Annotated in this window: 14 protein-coding genes and 1 tRNA gene; 12 read left to right on the forward strand and 3 right to left on the reverse strand. The window is 55.2% G+C overall.

Annotated features, from left to right (window positions below):
* The first annotated feature begins 192 nt into the window (after positions 1–192).
* Positions 193–471: an HU family DNA-binding protein gene (locus tag FYC48_RS20985; RefSeq protein ID WP_235034348.1), complete on the forward strand. Its 279-nt coding sequence runs from the start codon at positions 193–195 to the stop codon at positions 469–471.
* Between the two features lie 207 nt (positions 472–678).
* Here FYC48_RS20985 and FYC48_RS20990 read toward each other — a convergent pair whose 3' ends face one another.
* Both FYC48_RS20990 and FYC48_RS20995 read right to left on the reverse strand, forming a co-directional pair.
* Positions 679–3,159, reverse strand: a complete 2,481-nt coding sequence (locus FYC48_RS20990; RefSeq protein WP_160149677.1) for a transglutaminase TgpA family protein — start codon at positions 3,157–3,159, stop codon at positions 679–681.
* A gap of 66 nt (positions 3,160–3,225) precedes the next feature.
* A complete protein-coding gene (locus tag FYC48_RS20995) occupies positions 3,226–4,626 on the reverse strand; it encodes a DUF58 domain-containing protein (RefSeq protein WP_149498758.1) in 1,401 nt (466 codons plus the stop codon).
* A gap of 130 nt (positions 4,627–4,756) precedes the next feature.
* On the opposite strand from FYC48_RS20995, the gene lhgO reads away from it, so the two are divergent.
* From lhgO to FYC48_RS21030, 7 genes are all read left to right on the forward strand, one after another.
* The gene (lhgO, locus tag FYC48_RS21000; RefSeq protein WP_149498759.1) at positions 4,757–5,965 is read left to right on the forward strand and encodes an L-2-hydroxyglutarate oxidase; all 1,209 of its coding nucleotides are present in this window, start codon (positions 4,757–4,759) and stop codon (positions 5,963–5,965) included.
* 8 nt (positions 5,966–5,973) lie between these two features.
* Positions 5,974–6,783: an ABC transporter ATP-binding protein gene (locus FYC48_RS21005; RefSeq protein WP_149498760.1), complete on the forward strand. Its 810-nt coding sequence runs from the start codon at positions 5,974–5,976 to the stop codon at positions 6,781–6,783.
* Positions 6,780–7,730 (forward strand): ABC transporter permease, encoded by a 951-nt coding sequence (locus tag FYC48_RS21010; protein WP_235034349.1) that lies wholly within the window; start codon positions 6,780–6,782, stop codon positions 7,728–7,730. The genes FYC48_RS21005 and FYC48_RS21010 overlap by 4 nt, the downstream gene beginning before the upstream one ends.
* Before the next feature lie 413 nt (positions 7,731–8,143).
* Positions 8,144–11,209, forward strand: a complete 3,066-nt coding sequence (locus FYC48_RS21015) for a PSD1 and planctomycete cytochrome C domain-containing protein (RefSeq protein ID WP_160149678.1) — start codon at positions 8,144–8,146, stop codon at positions 11,207–11,209.
* A gap of 13 nt (positions 11,210–11,222) precedes the next feature.
* Positions 11,223–12,719, forward strand: coding sequence for a DUF1501 domain-containing protein (locus tag FYC48_RS21020; protein ID WP_149498762.1), 1,497 nt, complete (start codon positions 11,223–11,225; stop codon positions 12,717–12,719).
* A 114-nt stretch (positions 12,720–12,833) separates the two neighbouring features.
* On the forward strand, positions 12,834–13,790 hold the full coding sequence (locus FYC48_RS21025; protein WP_149498763.1) for an acetyltransferase: 957 nt from the start codon (positions 12,834–12,836) through the stop codon (positions 13,788–13,790).
* A 305-nt stretch (positions 13,791–14,095) separates the two neighbouring features.
* Positions 14,096–14,797: a LuxR C-terminal-related transcriptional regulator gene (locus tag FYC48_RS21030; protein ID WP_149498764.1), complete on the forward strand. Its 702-nt coding sequence runs from the start codon at positions 14,096–14,098 to the stop codon at positions 14,795–14,797.
* 287 nt (positions 14,798–15,084) lie between these two features.
* Here FYC48_RS21030 and FYC48_RS21035 read toward each other — a convergent pair whose 3' ends face one another.
* Entirely contained in the window at positions 15,085–16,350 is a 1,266-nt protein-coding gene (locus FYC48_RS21035; RefSeq protein WP_160149679.1) for a MauE/DoxX family redox-associated membrane protein, read from the reverse strand.
* Between the two features lie 585 nt (positions 16,351–16,935).
* Between FYC48_RS21035 and FYC48_RS21040 the strand changes: the two genes are divergently transcribed.
* The 4 genes from FYC48_RS21040 (at position 16,936) to FYC48_RS21055 (ending at position 20,013) form a co-directional block, all read left to right on the forward strand.
* Positions 16,936–17,008 (forward strand) — tRNA-Arg (locus FYC48_RS21040).
* Between the two features lie 911 nt (positions 17,009–17,919).
* Positions 17,920–18,420, forward strand: a complete 501-nt coding sequence (locus FYC48_RS21045; protein ID WP_149498766.1) for a hypothetical protein — start codon at positions 17,920–17,922, stop codon at positions 18,418–18,420.
* 58 nt (positions 18,421–18,478) lie between these two features.
* Entirely contained in the window at positions 18,479–19,012 is a 534-nt protein-coding gene (locus FYC48_RS21050; protein ID WP_149498767.1) for an MBL fold metallo-hydrolase, read from the forward strand.
* Between the two features lie 35 nt (positions 19,013–19,047).
* A complete protein-coding gene (locus tag FYC48_RS21055) occupies positions 19,048–20,013 on the forward strand; it encodes a hypothetical protein (protein WP_149498768.1) in 966 nt (321 codons plus the stop codon).
* Positions 20,014–20,219: the final 206 nt, after the last annotated feature.

The following is a 20,219-nucleotide window of genomic DNA, read 5'->3' on the forward strand; positions in this document are numbered from 1 at the left end:
TTGGAAATACCCCGTAATTCGCGGGTTTTTTCGACGATGCCGGGTTGCAACAACTCTCGGCGACGCATAACACTTGGCCCCGTCAGAAACGCACGGGATCATCATTCCCGCTCTAACCCTTCCTGCATAAGCAATCAGAAAAGGTTCTCGCAAATGGCTAAAGCTCCGCCTAAAGCTCCCACTAAGACTCAAATGATCGCCAACATCGCTGAGTCGACCGAATTGTCGAAGAAAGATGTGGCAGCGGTCTTCGACGCATTGACTGAAGAAATCGCACGTGAGATGGGCCGCAGCGGCTCGGGCCAATTCACTCTCCCAGGACTTTGCAAAATCCAACGCAAAGACGTTCCCGCAAAACCCAAACGTAAGGGACGTAACCCTGCCGACGGTTCGGAAATCTGGTTGAAGCCCAAGCCCGCCAGCAAGAAGGTCGTCATCCGACCGCTCAAGGGCCTCAAAGAAATGATCTAAGCAAACGCTTGGATCCAATGAACGATCGAGACGCGGCATGCCAGGTATCTGGGATGCCGTTTCTTTTTGCGCGTCGTTGCGAATACTGCGTCAACATTCGTAGCGAGGGTCAGCGGGATAGGATCGGCCACGGTTTCCGGACATTAACCGGGGCTATCGCCCAATCGGCTGATGAGACGAATCCGATCACCAGATCGAGACGAAGCACTAGCGGCGAATCAGTTGCTTCAGTTCGTCCAGCGCGCGAGAGATTTCTTCCGGCGTCACGACGCTTTGCCCGCCATATCGAGTTTGAATAAAGGCATGGGTGAGCACCGCAAACGGTGGAAACTTTGTCCCCAATCGGGACGCAAATTCGTCGGGCGTTTCAAAGTCCTGGCGGTCAAACCCAACGCGACGCAGCAGTTTTAACGCATCGGAATAAAACTGGATCGCGATTGTCGGTCGCAATGGTTTCCGTTTCCATCGGAAATGCCATTTGAATCCGCGCAAGCGAACCTTGGACAAAACCATCACCGCGGCAACGACGCCGGTCACGCTCAGAAAACTCACTAACCAACGCCGATTGAATTGAAATCCTGGGGCATCACTGTCCGGCGAAAACTGGCTCAAGTTGCGTTTCATCTGCCGCAGAAAGATGTCATAGCTGGACTTTATCTGTTCAAGTTGTTGTGGATCTTGGAATGTTTCATCCTGGCGATCACGGTCCATGTCGACAACATAATCTTCCCAAAAGTTGTTGGCCAAGTTCATCAGCCCTTGAGCACCGGTGCGGTCTTGATGTTGCAAGAACAGGCTGGCCGCCGGCGTCGGATCGAGACGCAACCAATACCAGTCGGCCGGACGAGCTCCCGCCGGTAGTGCCGATCGAGGAAGCTCGTCGGCATCGATTAATGCTTCGACCCAAGCGTGTGCATGTTGTTGACGGGCGATGTAATAACCGCCTACTTGATTGAATTCATCGGTTCGGTAGCCAACGACCACACGACAAGGAATCCCCGCCGACCGTAACATCATCGCCAGCGCCGCAGAGAAATATTGGCAGTGACCACGGCGGTCGAGGGAGAGAAACTGTTCGATCGGGTCGACGTTCTTAATCGGTTCGGCGGTCAGATCGAGCGTGTATTGAAACTGCTGGTCGGTCGCCAAGAAATATGCGAACTCTTTTGCCAAACGCGCTGCCGATCGTTCGTCGGGAGGGACGGTCATGATGATCCTGTCGGCGAGCTGGCTGGCCGTAGGGACCTGTCGCCGGTCGAATGTCAACAGTTGTTGTTGGTACTTGCGGATCGGGTTGATGTTGCCTGACCGACTCGAACTCTTAAACAAATTTATGACTTGGTCTCTAATCGACCGGCGTGGCATCGGAGCCGGCCGCGGAATCAGCGCCGATTGAATCCCGTTGTGAAATGCATGGGTTTCGAAACGGTAGGACATTGCCGGGTAGGGAGGGCTATCGGAATCTCTTGTGAGCGTCCAACGATCGATCGTGTGCATCACGTCTGGCTGGGACTGCTTGCCGTGATAGGGCGCGATCGCGAACAGTGCCGGCCGTGACATCGACTCACAAGTGATCTCCACGTCTACCTTGTCGTAACGTTTCTGATCGTCTGGATCGGACGATTCATAGCCAGCCGGAAGTCGGCTACGGATCGTCGCCGGGGACTTCGTCGCGATCCATTTTGCGATCGGGCGTCCACTGGAATGATCGACAACGTATTTTTCCAGAACTTTCCCGCGAAGATACAACCCATGCTGTAACTGATACGGATCTCCCGTACGCGTGTTGGTAAGCTTCACTTTCAACGCACGTTTGGAATTTTGCATCACACGGCCTAGTTGCTCCAAGCGGATCTCATCGGAAAAACCAACCATCGCGGGACCGCCGAGTGCCGAACGTCCCGAGTCAATCCGCCTCGGTAACAAATAAAAGAAGGTCAACGCGACCAGGCAAACCGCCGGCCCCGCGATAATCAGCGGAAGTCGGGCCCAATTTCGCACCGACTGATCCACCGATTCGGCCGTCATCGAAGTGGTGATTGTGACACGCGAATCATCATTTTTGCGAGTACGAAACAACTCCATGACTTTAGAGACCACTTTGTGCCATCGCGTCGACGGCTCGGGGTCTTGGCTCACGGGAAGGTGGGATTCGATGTTCTCGGAGATCGTGACTAGCCCGAGCAAACAGAGGGCGTTTGCGCCGATGATTGAAATCGGCAGAACCATCAAACCAAACTCGATCGCATCGTTGAAAATCGCAGCAACGACCAGTTCAAGCAAACAGAAGACGGCTAGCTGTTCGAGTATTCGACGCGTCTTGCGCTGCATCATCAAGATGCCCTGGACGAGCACCAACAACAACGCGACCGACACCATTTGCAATTGGCCACGCTGTTCCAGCAACCAAAAATCCTGAATGCAATATGCCGCCGAAGCCCCCATCGCTAAGTAGCCGGCTAACTGTGGCAATGCGATCAAACGGAGATAATCGACAAACAGAAACCCGAATACCGCGAAGAACACCGACAGCAAGGCGATCTCGTTGGCTCCTTGTCCCAACCCCAGGACTACTCCGCCCGCTGCCGAAAGCACAGCAAAATGAAAATGCAAACGGTTACGAGCCGTCGGCAACGATGCCAATGGCAAACGCGAATGCGGTTCGGATGCGATAGAGTTACCGTTCACGGTTGGTCGGTCAAACAAGAAAGGTTCATCAGGTGAGTGGCCAAAACCAGTTGCTCCGAAAGCCGATTAAAGAAGGCGCCCCACTTCGGGCTGCCCCCTACGGTTTTTCGTCGGATCTTGAAAATCAACATACCGTTGAACTTCGGGAGATTCGATGCACAGCCAGCTTAATCGTCCGCCGCGGGCAAGCTGATGCCAGTCGGGCATAGTCGCGGCGGCCGCGGTTGCTTGCCGACCGCCGGCCTTCGAATGCAAACGCATCACATCTTTCAAACGACGATGGCTCACAATGACAAGATCCTGGCGGGCGAGCTGCGAACCGACCGCACTAATTGCTCTCATCAGCCGATCGGACCGATTCGATCGATCCGACTGGCCAGGTACAATTGGCTCGGCAATCGCAAGTCGTTCGAGTAGCCGGTGATTGTCACTCCCTTTGGAGTAGTGAAGTGAATCCTGACTTGTGAACGTGGTCAAGCCATCGGAAACAAGCAGGCTCGTCGGAATGCCTGCCTGGCCGAGTTCGACAATCAAAGTCGCCGCGAGCGACAACAGGTCTTCGAAGTTATCCGTAGCATCGGTTTCCGTCGCCGGGCCATCGACCACACAACAAATCCGGTGTTGGTGTCGTTGTTCAAACTGGCGGACCGCGGGTTCACCAATGCGTGCCGTGGTGCGCCAATGAATGTGGCGGATGTGATCTCCCGATTGCCAAGGCCGTAGACCATAAAAGTCGCCCTGGTAACTGGTGCCTGATGTCGAGCGATCTCCGTCGCCTCCCGGACGTGGCGGCAATAACCGCTGCCATCGCCCCCGCAGCGTCAGCAGACGAGGGTAAACAAACAGGGACTGTTGGCTGTTCATGACCACACGTTCGCTAACCGTCAACGCGAATGGAAACGTCGTCGAGGCGATCGTTGGGCCAATGCGAAAGACGCCGCGATTCTGGAATCGGCATTCGGCACCGGTCAATCCGGTTTGCTCCGAATCCACGGTGCCGATCGCGGCATGGATCGTGTATTGGTCCTCGTCATCATCGCCGTCGGCCGGTACCAATACTTCTTCGATTTGAACAAAAGCAGCGGGAATGAAGCGAGAGCGATTCTTGACCAAGTACCCCACCTCGATCGCTTCACCGACATGACCGCCGGCGATCGGCCGACGTGTTACCGAGACACGTCGAATGGATGCATGGGCACAACGCCACTGAACGATGACGACGCTGACCAACAGGCCAGCCAACAGCAAAAGCAAATTGAAACCACGCAGCGAACCGCCGATGATCGCAAAGAGGGCGACGAACAAAAAATGCAAACCCAATCGTGTTAATCGATCGCGGTAGCGGATGCGATTCGCGACCGCACGTATTTTTCCCCCTGAACCTGCGGTGCCAACGTCACGTCGAGATGAAAGAGATCGCTCTTCGTTGGCGACGCGTCGCATATCGGGGTAAGACGTCGTCGGCATCCAGGGTTTCACGAACGGGGGTGTTGAATCAAGATGGAAGGGCGATCACGCCCCGTTTAGTTTACCCGCCTTCGACCTTGCCCGCAGCGGATCATTGATATGAAGATCCGCCTATCGAGAATGCAACGAAATGCCCAGTCCCAACTTGACCTGTGATTTCGTCGTCGTCGGTGCCGGTATCGTGGGGCTGGCGACCGCGGCAGAACTGCGAAGACGCTACCCCGATTGCAGGGTCGTCGTGGCCGAGACCGAGCGACGCGTCGCAGAACACCAAAGCGGCCACAACTCCGGCGTCCTACACAGTGGGCTTTACTACCGGCCCGGGTCGCAGCGAGCACTGACATGTCGTCGCGGCAAAACATTGATGGAAACGTTTTGCGACCAGATGAAGATTCCTTGGGAGCGATGTGGGAAGGTCGTTGTCGCAACCGACGCAGGGGAGCTCGAAGCCCTGCAACGAATTTCCGAACGCGCCGAAGCAAATGGGGTCGACTTCCGTCGTATCAACAGTGACGAACTTCGCGAACTCGAACCGCGAGCCAACGGGATCGCGGCCCTCCACGTTCCTGAAACTGGAATCGTTGACTACGCGGTTGTTTGCCGCAAGCTTGCCGAACGGATCGACCAAGACCATGGAAATCTTCGGTTGAATTCCCAAGTCGTCGCGATCGATCACCTTGGTGCCTCGATCGATGTCCGCCTGGTCGACGGCCAACGACTTTCGGCACGCCACTTGGTCAACTGTGCCGGCCTTCAGTCTGATCGCGTGGCCCGACTGGCCGGCTTGCAGACGAAGGTTCGAATCGTGCCTTTTCGTGGTGAATACTACGAACTGGCAAAGGGCAAAGAGCACTTGGTGCATAACCTGATATATCCGGTCCCGGATCCGGCATTTCCGTTTCTCGGGGTACACTTCACACGGATGATCAACGGAGGGGTTGAATGCGGCCCCAATGCGGTCCTTGCGTTTTCTCGCAAAGGCTACGACTGGACGACCTTCAGTCCACGCGACCTAATGGAAACATTTGCCTTCAAGGGATTTCGGAAGTTGGCACGCCGCCATTGGAAAACTGGAATCGGCGAGATGAACCGATCGTTACGAAAATCGGCATTTGTGACGGCCCTGCAAAAACTGATGCCCTCATTGAGCGCGGATGATTTGGTGCCCGGACGTGCCGGTGTTCGTGCACAAGCGGTTTCACAGGACGGAGATTTGATCGATGATTTTTTGATTGAGCATGGGCCCTCATCGACCCACGTCTTGAATGCACCTTCGCCGGCAGCTACCGCGTCTCTTGCCATCGCCGAAACCATCGTTGAGTCGATTCGATTGAAATAAGTCTGCTTATGTCCATTCCTGAATCAACGCATTGTTCATCGATCCATTGTGATCGCGTGACCGTGGCTTTCGGCGATCAAGTCGCAGTGTCCGATATCAGCCTGGACGTCGAACGCGGCGAAATCCTGTCGCTGATCGGACCAAGTGGCTGCGGCAAAACCACGTTGTTGCGTTCGATCGCCGGCTTAAACTCTGTGACGTCCGGCGAAGTTCGGATCACTCCCGCCGCGATCGCAAACGAAGGCCAAATCGGTTTTGTTTTCCAAAGTCCGGCGTTGTTGCCGTGGGCGACGACACTGCAAAACGTGATGCTACCCTTGCAGTTGATCGGTTACGGCAGTGATCGTACCCGCCGCGAAAAGGCGCTGGCCTCACTCGCGTCAGTCCAACTAGATCACGCGGCTGATCTACGGCCCGATGAACTTTCCGGCGGCATGCAGATGCGTGCTTCGATCGCGCGGGCCCTGGTAACAGAGCCCAAAGTCTTGCTTCTCGATGAACCCTTCGCGGCGCTCGACGATATGCTCCGCAATGACCTAGGCCGGCTATTGTTGTCCTTGTGGCAGCGTCAGCGATTCACCGCTGTGATGGTGACTCATAACATCAGCGAATCCATTTTGCTGTCGACGCGAATCGCCGTGATGCGAGCTGGAGCCTTAGAGTCGGTACTGCCAAACCCGGTCGCTTGGCCGCGCAGTCCCGCGCAGATGCGAACCCAAGCGTTCGCCGAATTCTTGGGTGTGGTAAGCGATCATCTGCGAGGCCGGTCCGAAGAACAGCCCGAGCGAAGCGTAATGAGCGATGGGGGCGGTTCGTGACTCAACCTCCGCCCAACACCGATGCGTCTTCGGCGAACGATGAAAGCCCTGCCGTGGCAGCAAACAAGACACACCAAGACTTGGCGATGCGAGCCACGGCGTCTCGCCCCAAGGAGGCCAGAACGAGGAGAAGCCGGACGAAGCTCATTGGGACATGGGGGCCGGTCCTGGGGGTCGCCTGCGCGATGGCGGCGGTCTGGTCGATCGTCGTAAGAGTGTTTGGCTTGCCACGCGCACTGTTGCCCTTGCCGAGCGAAGTTGTCGAAGCGGCGTGGGCCTACCGCGTTGAACTTTGGCAAGGTTTTTTGACGACGGGATTGGCGAGTCTTGCCGGACTGATCGCCGCGATCGCGATTGGATGTTTGATTAGTGTGGCGTTTTCACAGTCACGGCGTATCCGTTTAGCGTTCTTTCCCTACGTGGTGTTTTTGCAAACAGTTCCGATCGTTGCGATCGCTCCGTTGTTGATCACGTGGAGCGGTTACGAATTTCGAACGGTGGTGATCGTGACAGTCATTGTCTGCTTGTTCCCGGTGGTCAACAGTGTGACCGCCGGACTGACGGCGGTCGATCGTGCGTGGGTCGACCTGTTTCGACTTTACGGGGCATCGCGAGCACAAACACTTGTCAAACTGCAGATCCCGACGGCGATCGAGTACCTGATTATTGGATCGAAAACCAGCAGTGGTCTTGCGGTGATCGGCGCGATCGTTGCCGAGTTCTTTGTAGGAAACGGCAGTGGCAACCAATACGATGGCCTGGGGACGTTGATGACCCACTGGCAGGGGTTCGTCAAAACAGACGCGTTGATCGCCGCCGTGTTTGCGTCGACCCTGCTGGGACTGGGGCTGTTTGCAATGGTCCAGCTTGCATCGGTAACCGTACTATCGCGTTGGATGCGGCATACGCAATCGGGGGCACTTCGCAATGACCGGACAAGTCACTGAGGCGACGGACCGGTTGCCGGATAGCTGACCAGTGTTCGTGCTCCGTCTAGACGAAATGTTCGGGTTCGGCTCATCAACCGACGGGCGTTCGCCCCAGTGGTTGCACCGAAACCGTGGCAAACGCCATGCGGGTAACCCGGTTTCTAACTTTGACGAAGCACGAATCGGCGGCTGAATCGGTAACGGATCGAACCGATGCAAACGCGATAAAGATTCGACGGCGTCTGTCCCAAGAAAAACGTTCGAGAAACGCCGGCGTTCGGTTATGATGAAGCGCGGAGCGAACGACGCTCCCACCGCAATAATGACGCTCGCGACTCGATCGTTCGCAGCGTTCGATCACCGTGTCCCTTTGACGGATTCGCAGGGACGCATCGTGCGGTGCCCACCTTAATCCTTCCGCCCCGATGACAATGCCACGTTTCGCTGTCACCCTCGCCATCGCGATGGTCGCCGTCTGGGCCTTCTGCCCGGCCCCCGTCTTTGTCGACTCAGTCTTGATCGGCTCGGTCCGCGCCGACACCGCCGTCGCCAATGATTCGCTGGATTTCAATCGTGACATCCGGCCGATCCTGTTCGGAAAATGCGTGACCTGTCACGGCCCCGACGAAGAAGAACGTGCCGCAGGGCTGCGATTGGACACTGCCGAAGGGGCCCGCGAAGACCTTGGCGGTTACGCGGCGGTGGTCCCGGGTGATCCCGACGAAAGCGAAATGCTGTTGCGGATCACGACCGATGATTCAGACATGGTGATGCCGCCAGCCGACAAAGGAAGTCCCCTCACCGAGACCGAAAAAGAACTGATTCGTCGTTGGATCTCAGAAGGTGCCGAATACGACGTCCACTGGTCTTATCGCGCTCCGAAACGTCCGAAACTTCCTCAAGTCGAGCATCAAGAATGGGCCGCTTCGGCGATCGACTACTTCACGTTAGCGATGATGGAACAGAAGGGATTGCATCCTTCGCCCCGGGCCGACCGATTCGCGATCGCTCGACGCGCCGCGCTCGACTTGACCGGGTTGCCACCGACCTGGGAGCAAGCCGAGGCGTTTGCCCGCGACACCAGCGTCCACGCATACGAAAACTATGTCGATCAGCTCCTTGCCACCCCTGCCTTCGGCGAGCGTTGGGCCCGCGTCTGGTTGGATCTGGCCCGCTACGCAGACTCGGCCGGTTACGCCGACGATCCTCCGCGAACCATCTGGGCTTACCGCGATTATGTCGTCGATGCGATTAACGCGAACCTTCCCTTTGATCAATTTACGGTCGAACAGATCGCCGGCGACCTGCTCGAAAACCCCACCGAGCGTCAGCTGATTGCCACCGCATTTCATCGAAATACGTTGACCAACAACGAGGGTGGAACCAACGACGAAGAATTTCGGAACGTTGCCGTAGTCGACCGAGTCAACACGACGATGGCGGTTTGGATGGGAACAACCATGGCTTGTGCCCAATGTCATACGCATAAGTACGATCCAATCACGCACGAAGAGTACTTCAAGTTCTTCGCGTTCTTCAACAGTACCGCCGACGCGGATCGTCGTGATGAAAGCCCGACGATTGAACTCTGGACCGAAGCGGCGAAGACGAGAAAGCAAACGCTTGTCGATACCATCACTCAGCTCGAATCAGACTACGCCCAAGACTCGCCCGATTTCGAATCAGAGTTCGCCGCCTGGACCGATACGGTTGTCGAGCCCACCGAGTGGACCCCACTAAAACCTAGCCACGTCGAGTCGTCACGGATGATCGATGTCGACGACGACGGATGGATGAACGCGAATGGCGATAAACCGGACAAAGATGACTACGAGTTGACGATTCCCGTCGAACGAGGCGATCTAACGGCACTGCGGTTAGAGATTTCGCCGAAGCAAACGTCCAACTTCGTCCTCTCTCAAATCACCGCCACATGGACCCCCGGTGAGGAGTCGGCAGGCACGGCCTTGCCGATCACGTTTTCGTTCGCCAACGCCGATTTCGAACAAAAAGGGTTCCCGGCAGCCTCCGCGATCGGCGACAAGGTCGACGCGAATCGTGGCTGGGCGATTTCACCAAAGATGTCGAAGGAGCATCAGCTTGAACTGTTGCTTAGTACTCGCTTCGGTGACCAACCCGGCACGCTGCGAGTGACGCTTAAACAACAGTCAAAGTACGCCAAGCACTTGCTCGACGTGTTCCGCTTGACTGCCTCACGCGATGCCAATGCCGCTTCTTGGATTAAACTACCGGCCAACGTTCGACAGATCGCCTCAACAGCGATCGACCGACGCTCGGACGAAGAAACCGATCAGCTTCGCGAGTACTTTCGATCGATCGCTCCTTCGCTTGCTCCGATCAGAAAGCAGCTTCAACAAGCTCGCGGCGAACTGGCAAAATTGAAGCCAATCACTACGGTCCCGGTGATGCGAGAGTTGCCGGAATCCAAACGCCGAACGACAAAGATTCAAATCCGCGGAAACTATCAAACGACCGGACAAACCGTTGACGTGGGGGTGCCGGATGTCTTTCATGAATTGGAAACCGAAGGGCGTCCGACACGGTTGGATCTGGCCAAATGGCTGGTGGCTCCCGAAAACCCGCTCACCGCCCGCGTGATCGTCAACCGACACTGGGAACAGCTATTTGGGATCGGTTTGGTGGAAACGAGCGAGGAGTTCGGTTCGCAAGGCGAGCTGCCATCCCACCCGATGTTACTCGACTGGTTAGCCGTCGATTTAATCGAAAATGGCTGGGACATTAAACGGCTGCTGAAACAGATCGTGATGAGTGAGACGTATCGGCAAAGCAGCATGACGACGTCCGAAGCGGTCGCGATTGACCCGGCCAATCGTTGGCTCGCGAGGGGACCACGATTCAGGATCTCTGCAGAAATGGTTCGAGACCAAGCCCTGTTCGTCAGTGGACTGCTCGTCAACAAAGTTTCCGGGCCGCCTGCCAAGCCACCCCAACCGGCGATGGGCCTGAAGGCTGCCTTTGGTTCGGCCACGGACTGGCAGACCAGTCAGGGCGAAGATCGTTTTCGGCGTGGACTGTATACCACCTGGCGTCGTAGCAACCCTTATCCGTCGATGGCTCAATTCGATGCGCCTAATCGCGAAGTTTGCACCGTTCGGCGGATTCGTACAAACACGCCGCTGCAAGCACTCGTGACGTTGAATGATCCTGTTTACGTTGAAGCCGCCCAGTCACTCGCACGTCGCTGCCTGAAGGCCTCGACCGATCCACGCCAGCGGATCGAGTGGCTGTTCGAGCAAACATTGATTCGCAAGCCGACAGATGCCGAAATCAGTCGCTTGCTGGACTTGGTCAACCATGTATGGCAACGTTATCAAAGCGATCATGATGCCGCGATTCAAATGGCAACCGAACCACTGGGGCCACTGCCAAAGGACGCCGATGCCGCCGAATACGCGACCTGGACGGTGGTCGGCAACGTGATGCTAAACCTGGACGAATTGTTGATGAAACGGTAAGGAAGACGACGTCATGAATCCATTGCTCCGACAAATACAAACTCAAACTCGACGGCACTTCTTTCGCCAATCGACCACCGGGTTGGGATCGATCGCCCTCTCGTCATTGCTCGCCCAGGACACGTCTGCGGTGGGTACCGCGGGCGACCTAAATACCGATGCCCAAAACGTCGGCCAGACCCCGGCGGTCGACAATCCGCTCGCCCCACGCTTGCCACACTTTGCGGCCAAGGCGAAGCGTGTGATCTACTTGCACATGACTGGATCGCCGCCAAACCTTGATCTGTTCGATTACAAACCTGAATTGATCAAGCGTAGCGACCAAGAATGTCCCGATGAATTTTTGGCCGGCCGCGAGTTCGCGTTCACCAGCGGGACGCCGAAACTGATGGGATCACCTCGTCAATGGAAACAGGTCGGCGACGCGGGAATGTGGATGTCCGATGCGGTCCCACACTTTCATTCGATCGCCGATGAGATGTGCATGGTGCATTCGGTCTACACCGACCAATTCAACCACGCACCGGCCGAACTTTTGGTCTACACCGGTTCGCCGCGAAGCGGACGCCCCTCGATGGGTTCTTGGGTGACCTATGGGCTAGGAAGCGAAAATGAAAACCTGCCCGGTTTCGTCGTGTTAATCTCAAGTGGGGTTCAACCCAACGGCGGAAAAAACTCGTTCGGTAGCGGTTTCTTACCATCGGTCTATCAAGGCGTCCAATGCCGATCCAAAGGCGATCCGGTCCTCTATTCGTCTGATCCCGTGGGGATGCCACGAGACGTTCGACGATCAACACTCGACGCCCTCGCAGATTTGAATCGATTACAGATCGACCAGATGGGTCACCCCGAAACGCTAACGCGGATCGCGCAGTACGAACTCGCGTTTCGGATGCAAACGTCGGTTCCAGAGGTAATGGATATCTCGGCGGAACCTCAGACGATCCTGGATGAATACGGTGCCAAACCAGGCGAATCCAGCTTGGCAAACAACTGTCTGCTTGCGCGGCGTCTGGTCGAATCCGGTGTCCGATTCGTCCAGCTATTCGACTGGGGTTGGGACTTTCATGGGACCGGTGCCGACACCGGGCTGACCGATGGCTTGACGAAGAAGTGTGCGTCAATGGACCGACCCGTCGCGGCGTTAATCAAAGACTTGAAACGCCGTGGACTGCTCGACGATACGCTGGTCGTTTGGGGAGGTGAGTTCGGACGTACGCCGTTTCGCGAAGGCCGAACCGCGAAAAGCAAAATTTTGGGACGCGACCACTATCCCGATGCATTCACCATGTGGATGGCCGGGGGCGGAATCAAACCGGGGTACGAATACGGACGTTCCGATGAACTCGGTTTCAGCGTGGCAGAGAACCCGGTGCACGTTCATGATTTGCAAGCGACGATTTTGCATCAATTGGGATTCGATCACGAACGATTGACGTACCGATTTCAAGGACGTGACTTCCGTTTGACCGACGTGCACGGCCATGTCGTCAAAGATCTATTGGCTTAGTGACACGGTCTCGTTGATCGTTACCGGGTGGGCTGTTTCAGGAAGTGGGTTCGTCGCTTAAGCTTTCCGGTCGGGGCTTGGACGTTTTCTTCCCGTCTTTCTCGCACAGATCGCATGACCGACTTCGATGTTTTCAATGGTGACGCCGATGGCATTTGCGCCCTCCACCAACTCCGCTTGGCCGAACCTCGGCAGTCGGAACTGATCACCGGAGTCAAACGTGACATCAATCTCGTTCGGCGGATTGCCGCTAAACCGGGTGATCGTGTGACGGTGCTCGATGTTTCACTCGACAAGAACCGTGACGAACTGGGGCGTGTTCTCGGCGAGGGGGCAAGCGTTCAATATTTTGACCATCACTTCGCAGGCGAGATCCCCCAGTCCGATCGCTTGGAAGCCCACATCGATACCGCCGGAGATGTCTGCACCGGCTTGCTAGTTAGCCGGTATTTAAAGGACGCGTTTCTGCCGTGGGCGGTGACGGCGTTGTTCGGAGACAACCTTCACGACGCCGCGCGAGCCGCTGCCGAACCGTTGGGGCTGTCCGACGAACAACTCGCCAAACTGGAACGACTCGGAACGCTGATGAACTACAACGGCTACGGAAGCACGATTGACGATCTGTACTTCCCGCCCGACCAGCTTTATCAAAAGGTCGAACCTTATAGCGACCCATTCGAGTTTATTGAAACGGATGCCGCGTTCGAGACCTTGGCCGATGGCTTTGAAGACGACATGAAGCGGGCGGAATCCGTCGAACCCGTGTTGGAAACCGACTCCTGTGCCGCATTCGTATTTCCTTGCGAATCATTTTCTCGGCGAGTCAGCGGCGTCTACAGCAATCAACTCGCCCGATTGAATCCCGCCCGGGCACATGCACTCGCCAGCCAACTTCCCGGCGGCGGATACTTAGTTAGTGTCCGGGCTCCGCTGCAGACAAAATCGGGAGCAGACGAGCTTTGCCGCCAATTCCCGACCGGCGGCGGACGTCAAGCCGCTGCGGGAATCAACGACCTTCCTGCCGATCAACTCGATGCGTTCCTAGCGGCGATGCAAACACAATTTGCTTAGCGAAAGACGCAATTCGTCGAACCATCGCCAAGGCAAATGTGTCATTTTTAAGTGATGGCACCGTAATTGCGTTGCACGCCAGCTGTGGTGTATTCCAGCGATGCCAAATTGGCGGTCATGATCGGAGTGCGGCTTCTCTTTGTCGATCTCGCTTAATCTACGGAAGGAGCATCGCCCGGCTGAGCCTGCGACATTCCGTCCCTCGGAAGGGGTTGGCGGTCAGTTCCTAGGAAAACCATAGGCAGCGACCATAGCCAAACTATTGTGTCTGTTACCTAGTCACGAACCATCTGGAGATTTGATCGGTGCAAAGCGTCTCGCCATTGGATCTACCGCAAGTAACGGATTTCATTGAGCCCTACTTTTTCTTTTCAAATCGTGGGCTAACCGAAGTCACTTATGTCAGCCCGTCGGTGGAAAGAGTCCTCGGTTATAACCCCGCGACCCTTCCCGGTGCGTCCTACAGTGATTTCTTAGTCGGAGATGATCCGCTGAATGATGACGTCGAGGAATGCCAACGAGCGGACCTCAGCGGCGGTCGAACGATTCACGCGCTGCGAAGCGTTTTTGACCGTCACGGCAGCCGTCGCATCCTGGCGGTCAACACGGTCGGAGTTTGTGAGCGTCCCGGCGGCCCGATAGTGCGACGTCACAACATCGCCCGGGACGTCACCGAGAGTGTTGAATCGCATCGACAGTTGATGATGCGTTTACACACCTTGGATCGTGCCGCACGACAACTCAGTCCACAAGAACGTGAAGTCGCTGAATTGATCATGGAAGGAAAAATGAATCGCGACATCGCGCGTGAACTGAACGTATCGGACCGAACGGTCGAACGTCGCCGGGCGGCGATTATGAAACATCTCGATGCCGCCACGGTGTCAGAAATGGTGGCCCGATTGGTTGAACGCGAATTGCTTCGCAAGTGGACGTTCTCGGCGAGTGATGCCCAGTGGCAAACGGCCCGCAACTCGCATTTAGCCGTGACAGCCGTCGCCGGTTAACGCTTCGCTTCCGTTCAAATTAAGACTCCCCCGTAGCGGAAGCCGCCGAGGGCTTGTCGATCTGACCTTCGTGCTTCGTTCCAACTCGACTTTAGGATTAGCCGCATTCCGTTAGCCACGTTTTCGGTGCAACCACCGGGGCGAACGCCCACCGGCTGAAGACTCGGACCCGTAGCTTCAAATGAAACGAAGCTCTAGTCGCCCTTGACTGCGAAAAAACCGCGGCCGCTATCGCTACTTTCGCGCAACACAAGACGACTTGGATAGCCTCTCTGCCTACGAACAGATCAACGCTTTCGCAGCGGCAACCAATATTCCGCCCTCGCTTTCCCGACTTCGCTTGTCCCGATCAAATACGTCGACTGCCGTTTCCCAGTCCAACGATCAGACGTCGATCGCAACTCAACGCGAATTGCTTGTTGAAGCTCATAGGTTGCTGCTAATACATCGGCAATCGCAAGCTGATACCTCGCTTGCGGATAAATGGGAACCAAACGAGACTCGAACGACCAGGGTTCGAGTTTCAACCGATACCACTGATCACCCTCAGTGTCTTGCAGGTGGTCGCGGACCGAAGCCGGAAGCTTCTGCAATGCCGACTGATGGACCTCAATGATCGCACGACTGGTGTGAGGCGAGTACAGTGACCATGACGTCCAGTGGTCCCAGATTCCGACTCGTTCCGTAATCGGTGCGACCAGAATCAGACAGGCAAACACGCGTGTTCCATATGGAATGCTTTTCCAGACAAAGCCGGCAGGCGTTTGATCGGGCGCTGGGTTCGTCGAAGATGCCGATCCCTGCCCCGGGCTCTTGACGAACAGCAACCAAGCCTGGAATGCGAGCACGAGATTCCATCCCAACACGCCAAAGCTGTGATTCAGTGCCCACGGGCCAAGCAAGACAAAGAGCGTCGCGTGCATCACCATTGCGGCGATTCCGCCGACCCGCCGTGTGAACGGAACCAGCAACATGGCCCCAATCATCAATTCAGAGATCGGTAGCATGACCGCAAGTTGGGTCGCGTGCGCTGCCGGGTTGTCCAGAAAAAGCCCGAGAGGTTGCGAGACGATTTCGCGGCCAACCGTATGAACAAACTGGTAGTCTAACTTACCGGCCGCACTGTAGAGATAGATGCTTGCCGTGATCACGCTTACCCAACGGCGAGCTTCTCGCCACGGCAGACTGGCCAACAGACAACCGTAAACGATCGCTTGGTAACACCAGGGCTGCAAGCGATGCTGATCGACGATCACAAGCAGTCCGAACCCCAGAGAAACCAATCCCCAGCGCCAATCCGTGCCCGGTCGCAGCGCGTTGCACACCAGTCCAATCAGCACAAACAACGCGCCAACAAGACTGCTTAGAACTTGGGCCTGAGTGGGGAGTTTTACCAAGCCAATCGAAGGAAATGTCGTGAGAGTCAACTCACTGGGAATCCAAAGCGGATAGGTCACACCAATCAAGCCGAGCAAACCGATCGCCCAGCATCGTGAGAAAGTGCGTCCAAGGTCCGCATCTGGGGACAGCGTCGGGAGGCTATCAGAGTTCAAAGGATATGGCAGGGGGGAACGGGTGTAGAAGGTAAAACTCGGGGACGTCTGTAATCATCTTGACACCGATCTGCCAGCGTGTCAGCCACCATGTCTGGAGTGCCGATGCCGTGCAGTGGAGCCCGACAGACCATGACAGGAAAGAGGCTGCATGGGAACATGCCGGCGTCCGGGAAGCGGCTCGCCTGTTCCTACCGTGCGGTGTCGCCCGAAACACTCGCGGATAGGGTTTGATTCGAGATCTAATCTAAGTCGACGGATTGTCGAGACCAACGTCTCGGGCCGATCGACCAGTCGTCGAGCTTTCGCCCAAAGAATTGCTGGAAAATCGTGGCAAATAAAGGGCGGATGACCCGAGATTCAATTGAACGTTTTGTTGACGACGGCAGAAGAAATTGCCTGCCAGCTTTTCGTTGAACCGGCGCGTTGGTAAAACTGTGTTTTGCGAATTGGAACACGGCGCGATGTTTCAACGTGGTTTGTTTGGCTTGAAAACAAGCGGTAGCCTTCGGCCATCGTCACCGCCGCCGTACAGCAACAACCGCTTCGCAACTTCAAATTAAACGTGAAACGAATCACGGATTCGCCCCCGTAGCTCAGGGGATAGAGCACAGCTTTCCTAAAGCTGGTGTCGCAGGTTCGAATCCTGCCGGGGGTGCTGCTTCTAAGCTGGGAGGCAAATGGGAATCCGCTGTGCGAATACAGCTGGCGAACGCCGTGGTACCTCTATTGACGCACCAACCCGCAAATCGCAAGCGGCTATTCGGTCGTGTCCATCTTGATGGGGAATCTCGTTGGCCGACCAAGTCGATTGACTGCGACCAATGATTTTGTAAACGCATTGCAGAAACGGTCGATGGTCAGCGTCGGTCGGCGCAGGACTCTTCAGAAGTCTCGATGGGGTAAGAGTTCACTCATAAGTCAACATCGTCGGATCGGCGTGCGATGAGATTCTGTGAGTGTTCCTAAAAACTCGATCTCGCCAAGTCCAATCACGGCACCGGTTGTGGGTCACCAGTCGAATCCCCGTGTCGATTCGGTTTGCTAAGAGACTCGTGGATGCTCCGTTTCAACTGAGAACTCGATTGCGAGTTTTCAGCCGACAAGTGATGCCACGCTTACCGTACCGGAACCGCAGCTAACGCTGTGCGGCTTGCCCTAAAACCGAACAGGAACAAAGCGGTAGCTTGTGCGAAAGAACCATAGCACACGACGTCTGTACAGTTCAGTTGGCAATTTGTTCAGTTGGCAATCTAACTGCATCGGAGTTTGCGTTTCGCGGCACTGGTGTCGTTCGGCTTACGACCTCGCTCCAGTAGCACTCCGATTCCCCCGTCTTTATTTACTAAAGTTCACATACCCAACATCTGGTTCAAGAAATTGGGGCATTCAATTGTCGCCTCACCGGGCGTTTTCTCATCAAGGCGGGGTGATCGGATCGTCACAAGCAGATCTTCGAGGGATAATGGTGGAAAAGGCCGACTTAGCCGGGTCGATTAGCGCAAATCATGTATTATCAACTGGTCATGAAACATTACCTACTATCCCCCTCGTTACCCGAATGTAACCATGAACCAATTCCCTGTCCTAGTAACCGTGACACTCGTCTCGTGCCTACTCGGGTGTGCGACAGAGAGTGACATTACCGAGTCATTGACAGACAGTAGTGTCGCCAAAAGTTCGGGTCAGTCACGGGATCTGGAACCATCGCCGGAAATTATCCAGAAGCGAATCGAATATCGAGACGCAATGCGTCGCGTCGTTAGCATTCTTGAAGGTCGGTACTTGCAAGGAATAGATAGTATCACACCGCTTGCGGAAGCGAACGTTGAATTGGCGGAGGCGGAATTGGCGGCTGCAGTCAGCCAAGAAGAACGCGATGCAGCACTCGAAAAAATGCTGGGGCACGCCATTAAGCGTGAAGACTACGCCCGTATTACGATGGAGACTGGGGCTGGGCGCACTGACAACCTGGCGATGGCCACTGCGGGCCGGCTTAAGGTGGAGCTGATGCTGCTTGAGGAAAAACAGCGTTTAGCCACGCCTGTGTCTCCTGAGGATACAGATTAGAAATCGTCGAATCAGACGATGCACCGAAGGACCGCTTTCGTTATGCCATTAAGAAATCATGCAAATCGATCACTTAAATTTTGGTTGGTTGCACAAACCGCCGCTACCGACCGCATCGTGCCATTGCTTGGTGGTTCAGGCTAATTCCGGTGTTGTCCTGATCGACACCGGCATTGGAATGCACGATGTTGCCAATCCAGAACAACGTATCGGTGCCGAAGCCATCGACGCAGCCGGGCTCAAGTTTTCCCCCAACGTGACAGCGATCCAACAACTTCGATCGCGCGGTATCGACGCGTCCCGTGTAACTGACATTGTCCTAACACACTGCGATTCCGATCATGTGGGCGGCCGGTCTGACTTTCCCAATTCAGACGTTCATGTCTCATCCGAAGAGAAGTCCAATCTTGATTCCGGAAATCCACGTTACACACCTCGCGAATTTGGACACGGACCCAAATGGCAAACATACTCCGAGAATGACTCCAACCATCATTCATCGGACTTGCATGGACTCCTTCTGCACAGTCATATTTGGCAAAGTTGTGACAAGCAACCTGCCAATCTTCATGGTCGGGCACCATCTCCGTAATGTGCGGACGTCCTAATCTGGAATGAGGTAATTAAATGCGCGGCTTAACCATCATCTTGGCAGCTTTTGCTTTCGCCCAATTCGTAAAAGCAGATGACAACAAACAGAGCCCGCCAGATGCAGAAAAACTGCTGAAGGATGCGATTGCTTATCGTGAGAAGTTGCCGAGTTCGTATGCGGTAACTCTGCGAATGCTCAACGTCGTCCTGGATGACAAGGGGTTCATTGACAGCGACACCATTTACCTGTTTTCCGAGGAGCCAAACACAAAATACGTGGCATTCGGAATTGCGAACTCACGTGATGGTGAATTTGCTCGTAGAACCTGGGATCAAACACTTATCAGAGGACTGACGAGAGCGAGACGTATTGGCATACCTACCGGTCCATTTAAAGATCAGACGGTAGAGAATATCAATATTGATCCGAAGGAGTCAAAAACGAAGAGATTCCTGCCAGAGTTTGACCCGTTCTTTTTCGTTTTGGCTCAAGATACTGACTTTTCCTTTCGGCGAATCAACCGACGGTTTGGGAGCCATATTGATCAATGGTATACCTTTATAGAACAGAAGCCTGCCGAAAAGGGTTGCATCGAATCGGACTGGCAAGTGAATAAATTGGTGGTCAAGATATGGTTCGACCCATCACAAGGCTGGCTTCCAGTTAGGATTGACCGGCTCGGGCTTCCAGAATCGGGCAGCAACGGTGAACGTCCTACGCAATCGACGCAAAGAATTGAGTGGAAGAAGCTGGAAGTCGGTGGAGACCGCATCTGGTTGCCTGTGGAATTCAAAAGATCTGCAATCAAGAATCGAGGGAAGGTAACCGATCTAGTAGGTCGATTTTGCTGGAAAGAAACCAAAGAACGATCAGTGATCCCTAACCTGGAGGAAGAAGATTGGCGAGAAAGGTTTAGAGAAGAGTTTGATGAGCAATGGAACTGGAATTTCGAAGACTATTTAAGAGCTAATTCGTACGAAGCACAGCGAAAAAAGCGTTAGGGCGTTGGAGTGCCCCAATTAGTCAATGGGCGTTTCCAGTGGTCATTGCTCAGAAACCGTGGCGAACGCCATTCGGCTAAACCTCTCTTTTAACGCTAACGAAGCACCAGCCAGACAGTGATAGTAGTGAGGTCCCTCCTATAAAAAAACCGCGAGCCCGATAGAAAGGACTCGCGGTTGCGTTGGATCAGTCGTGTCCGAGCTTC

The sequence above is a fragment of the Roseiconus lacunae genome, assembly GCF_008312935.1.
Taxonomy (GTDB): Bacteria; Planctomycetota; Planctomycetia; order Pirellulales; family Pirellulaceae; genus Stieleria; species Stieleria lacunae.

Bases quoted from the DNA above. Each gene is read 5' to 3' on its own strand.
- FYC48_RS20985 (WP_235034348.1), top strand. From the start codon at position 193: ATGATCGCCAACATCGCTGAGTCGACCGAATTGTCGAAGAAAGATGTG.
- FYC48_RS20995 (WP_149498758.1), bottom strand. From the start codon at position 4,626: ATGCCGACGACGTCTTACCCCGATATGCGACGCGTCGCCAACGAAGAG.
- lhgO (WP_149498759.1), top strand. From the start codon at position 4,757: ATGCCCAGTCCCAACTTGACCTGTGATTTCGTCGTCGTCGGTGCCGGT.
- FYC48_RS21005 (WP_149498760.1), top strand. From the start codon at position 5,974: ATGTCCATTCCTGAATCAACGCATTGTTCATCGATCCATTGTGATCGC.
- FYC48_RS21015 (WP_160149678.1), top strand. From the start codon at position 8,144: ATGCCACGTTTCGCTGTCACCCTCGCCATCGCGATGGTCGCCGTCTGG.
- FYC48_RS21020 (WP_149498762.1), top strand. From the start codon at position 11,223: ATGAATCCATTGCTCCGACAAATACAAACTCAAACTCGACGGCACTTC.
- FYC48_RS21025 (WP_149498763.1), top strand. From the start codon at position 12,834: ATGACCGACTTCGATGTTTTCAATGGTGACGCCGATGGCATTTGCGCC.
- FYC48_RS21045 (WP_149498766.1), top strand. From the start codon at position 17,920: ATGAACCAATTCCCTGTCCTAGTAACCGTGACACTCGTCTCGTGCCTA.
- FYC48_RS21050 (WP_149498767.1), top strand. From the start codon at position 18,479: ATGCAAATCGATCACTTAAATTTTGGTTGGTTGCACAAACCGCCGCTA.
- FYC48_RS21055 (WP_149498768.1), top strand. From the start codon at position 19,048: ATGCGCGGCTTAACCATCATCTTGGCAGCTTTTGCTTTCGCCCAATTC.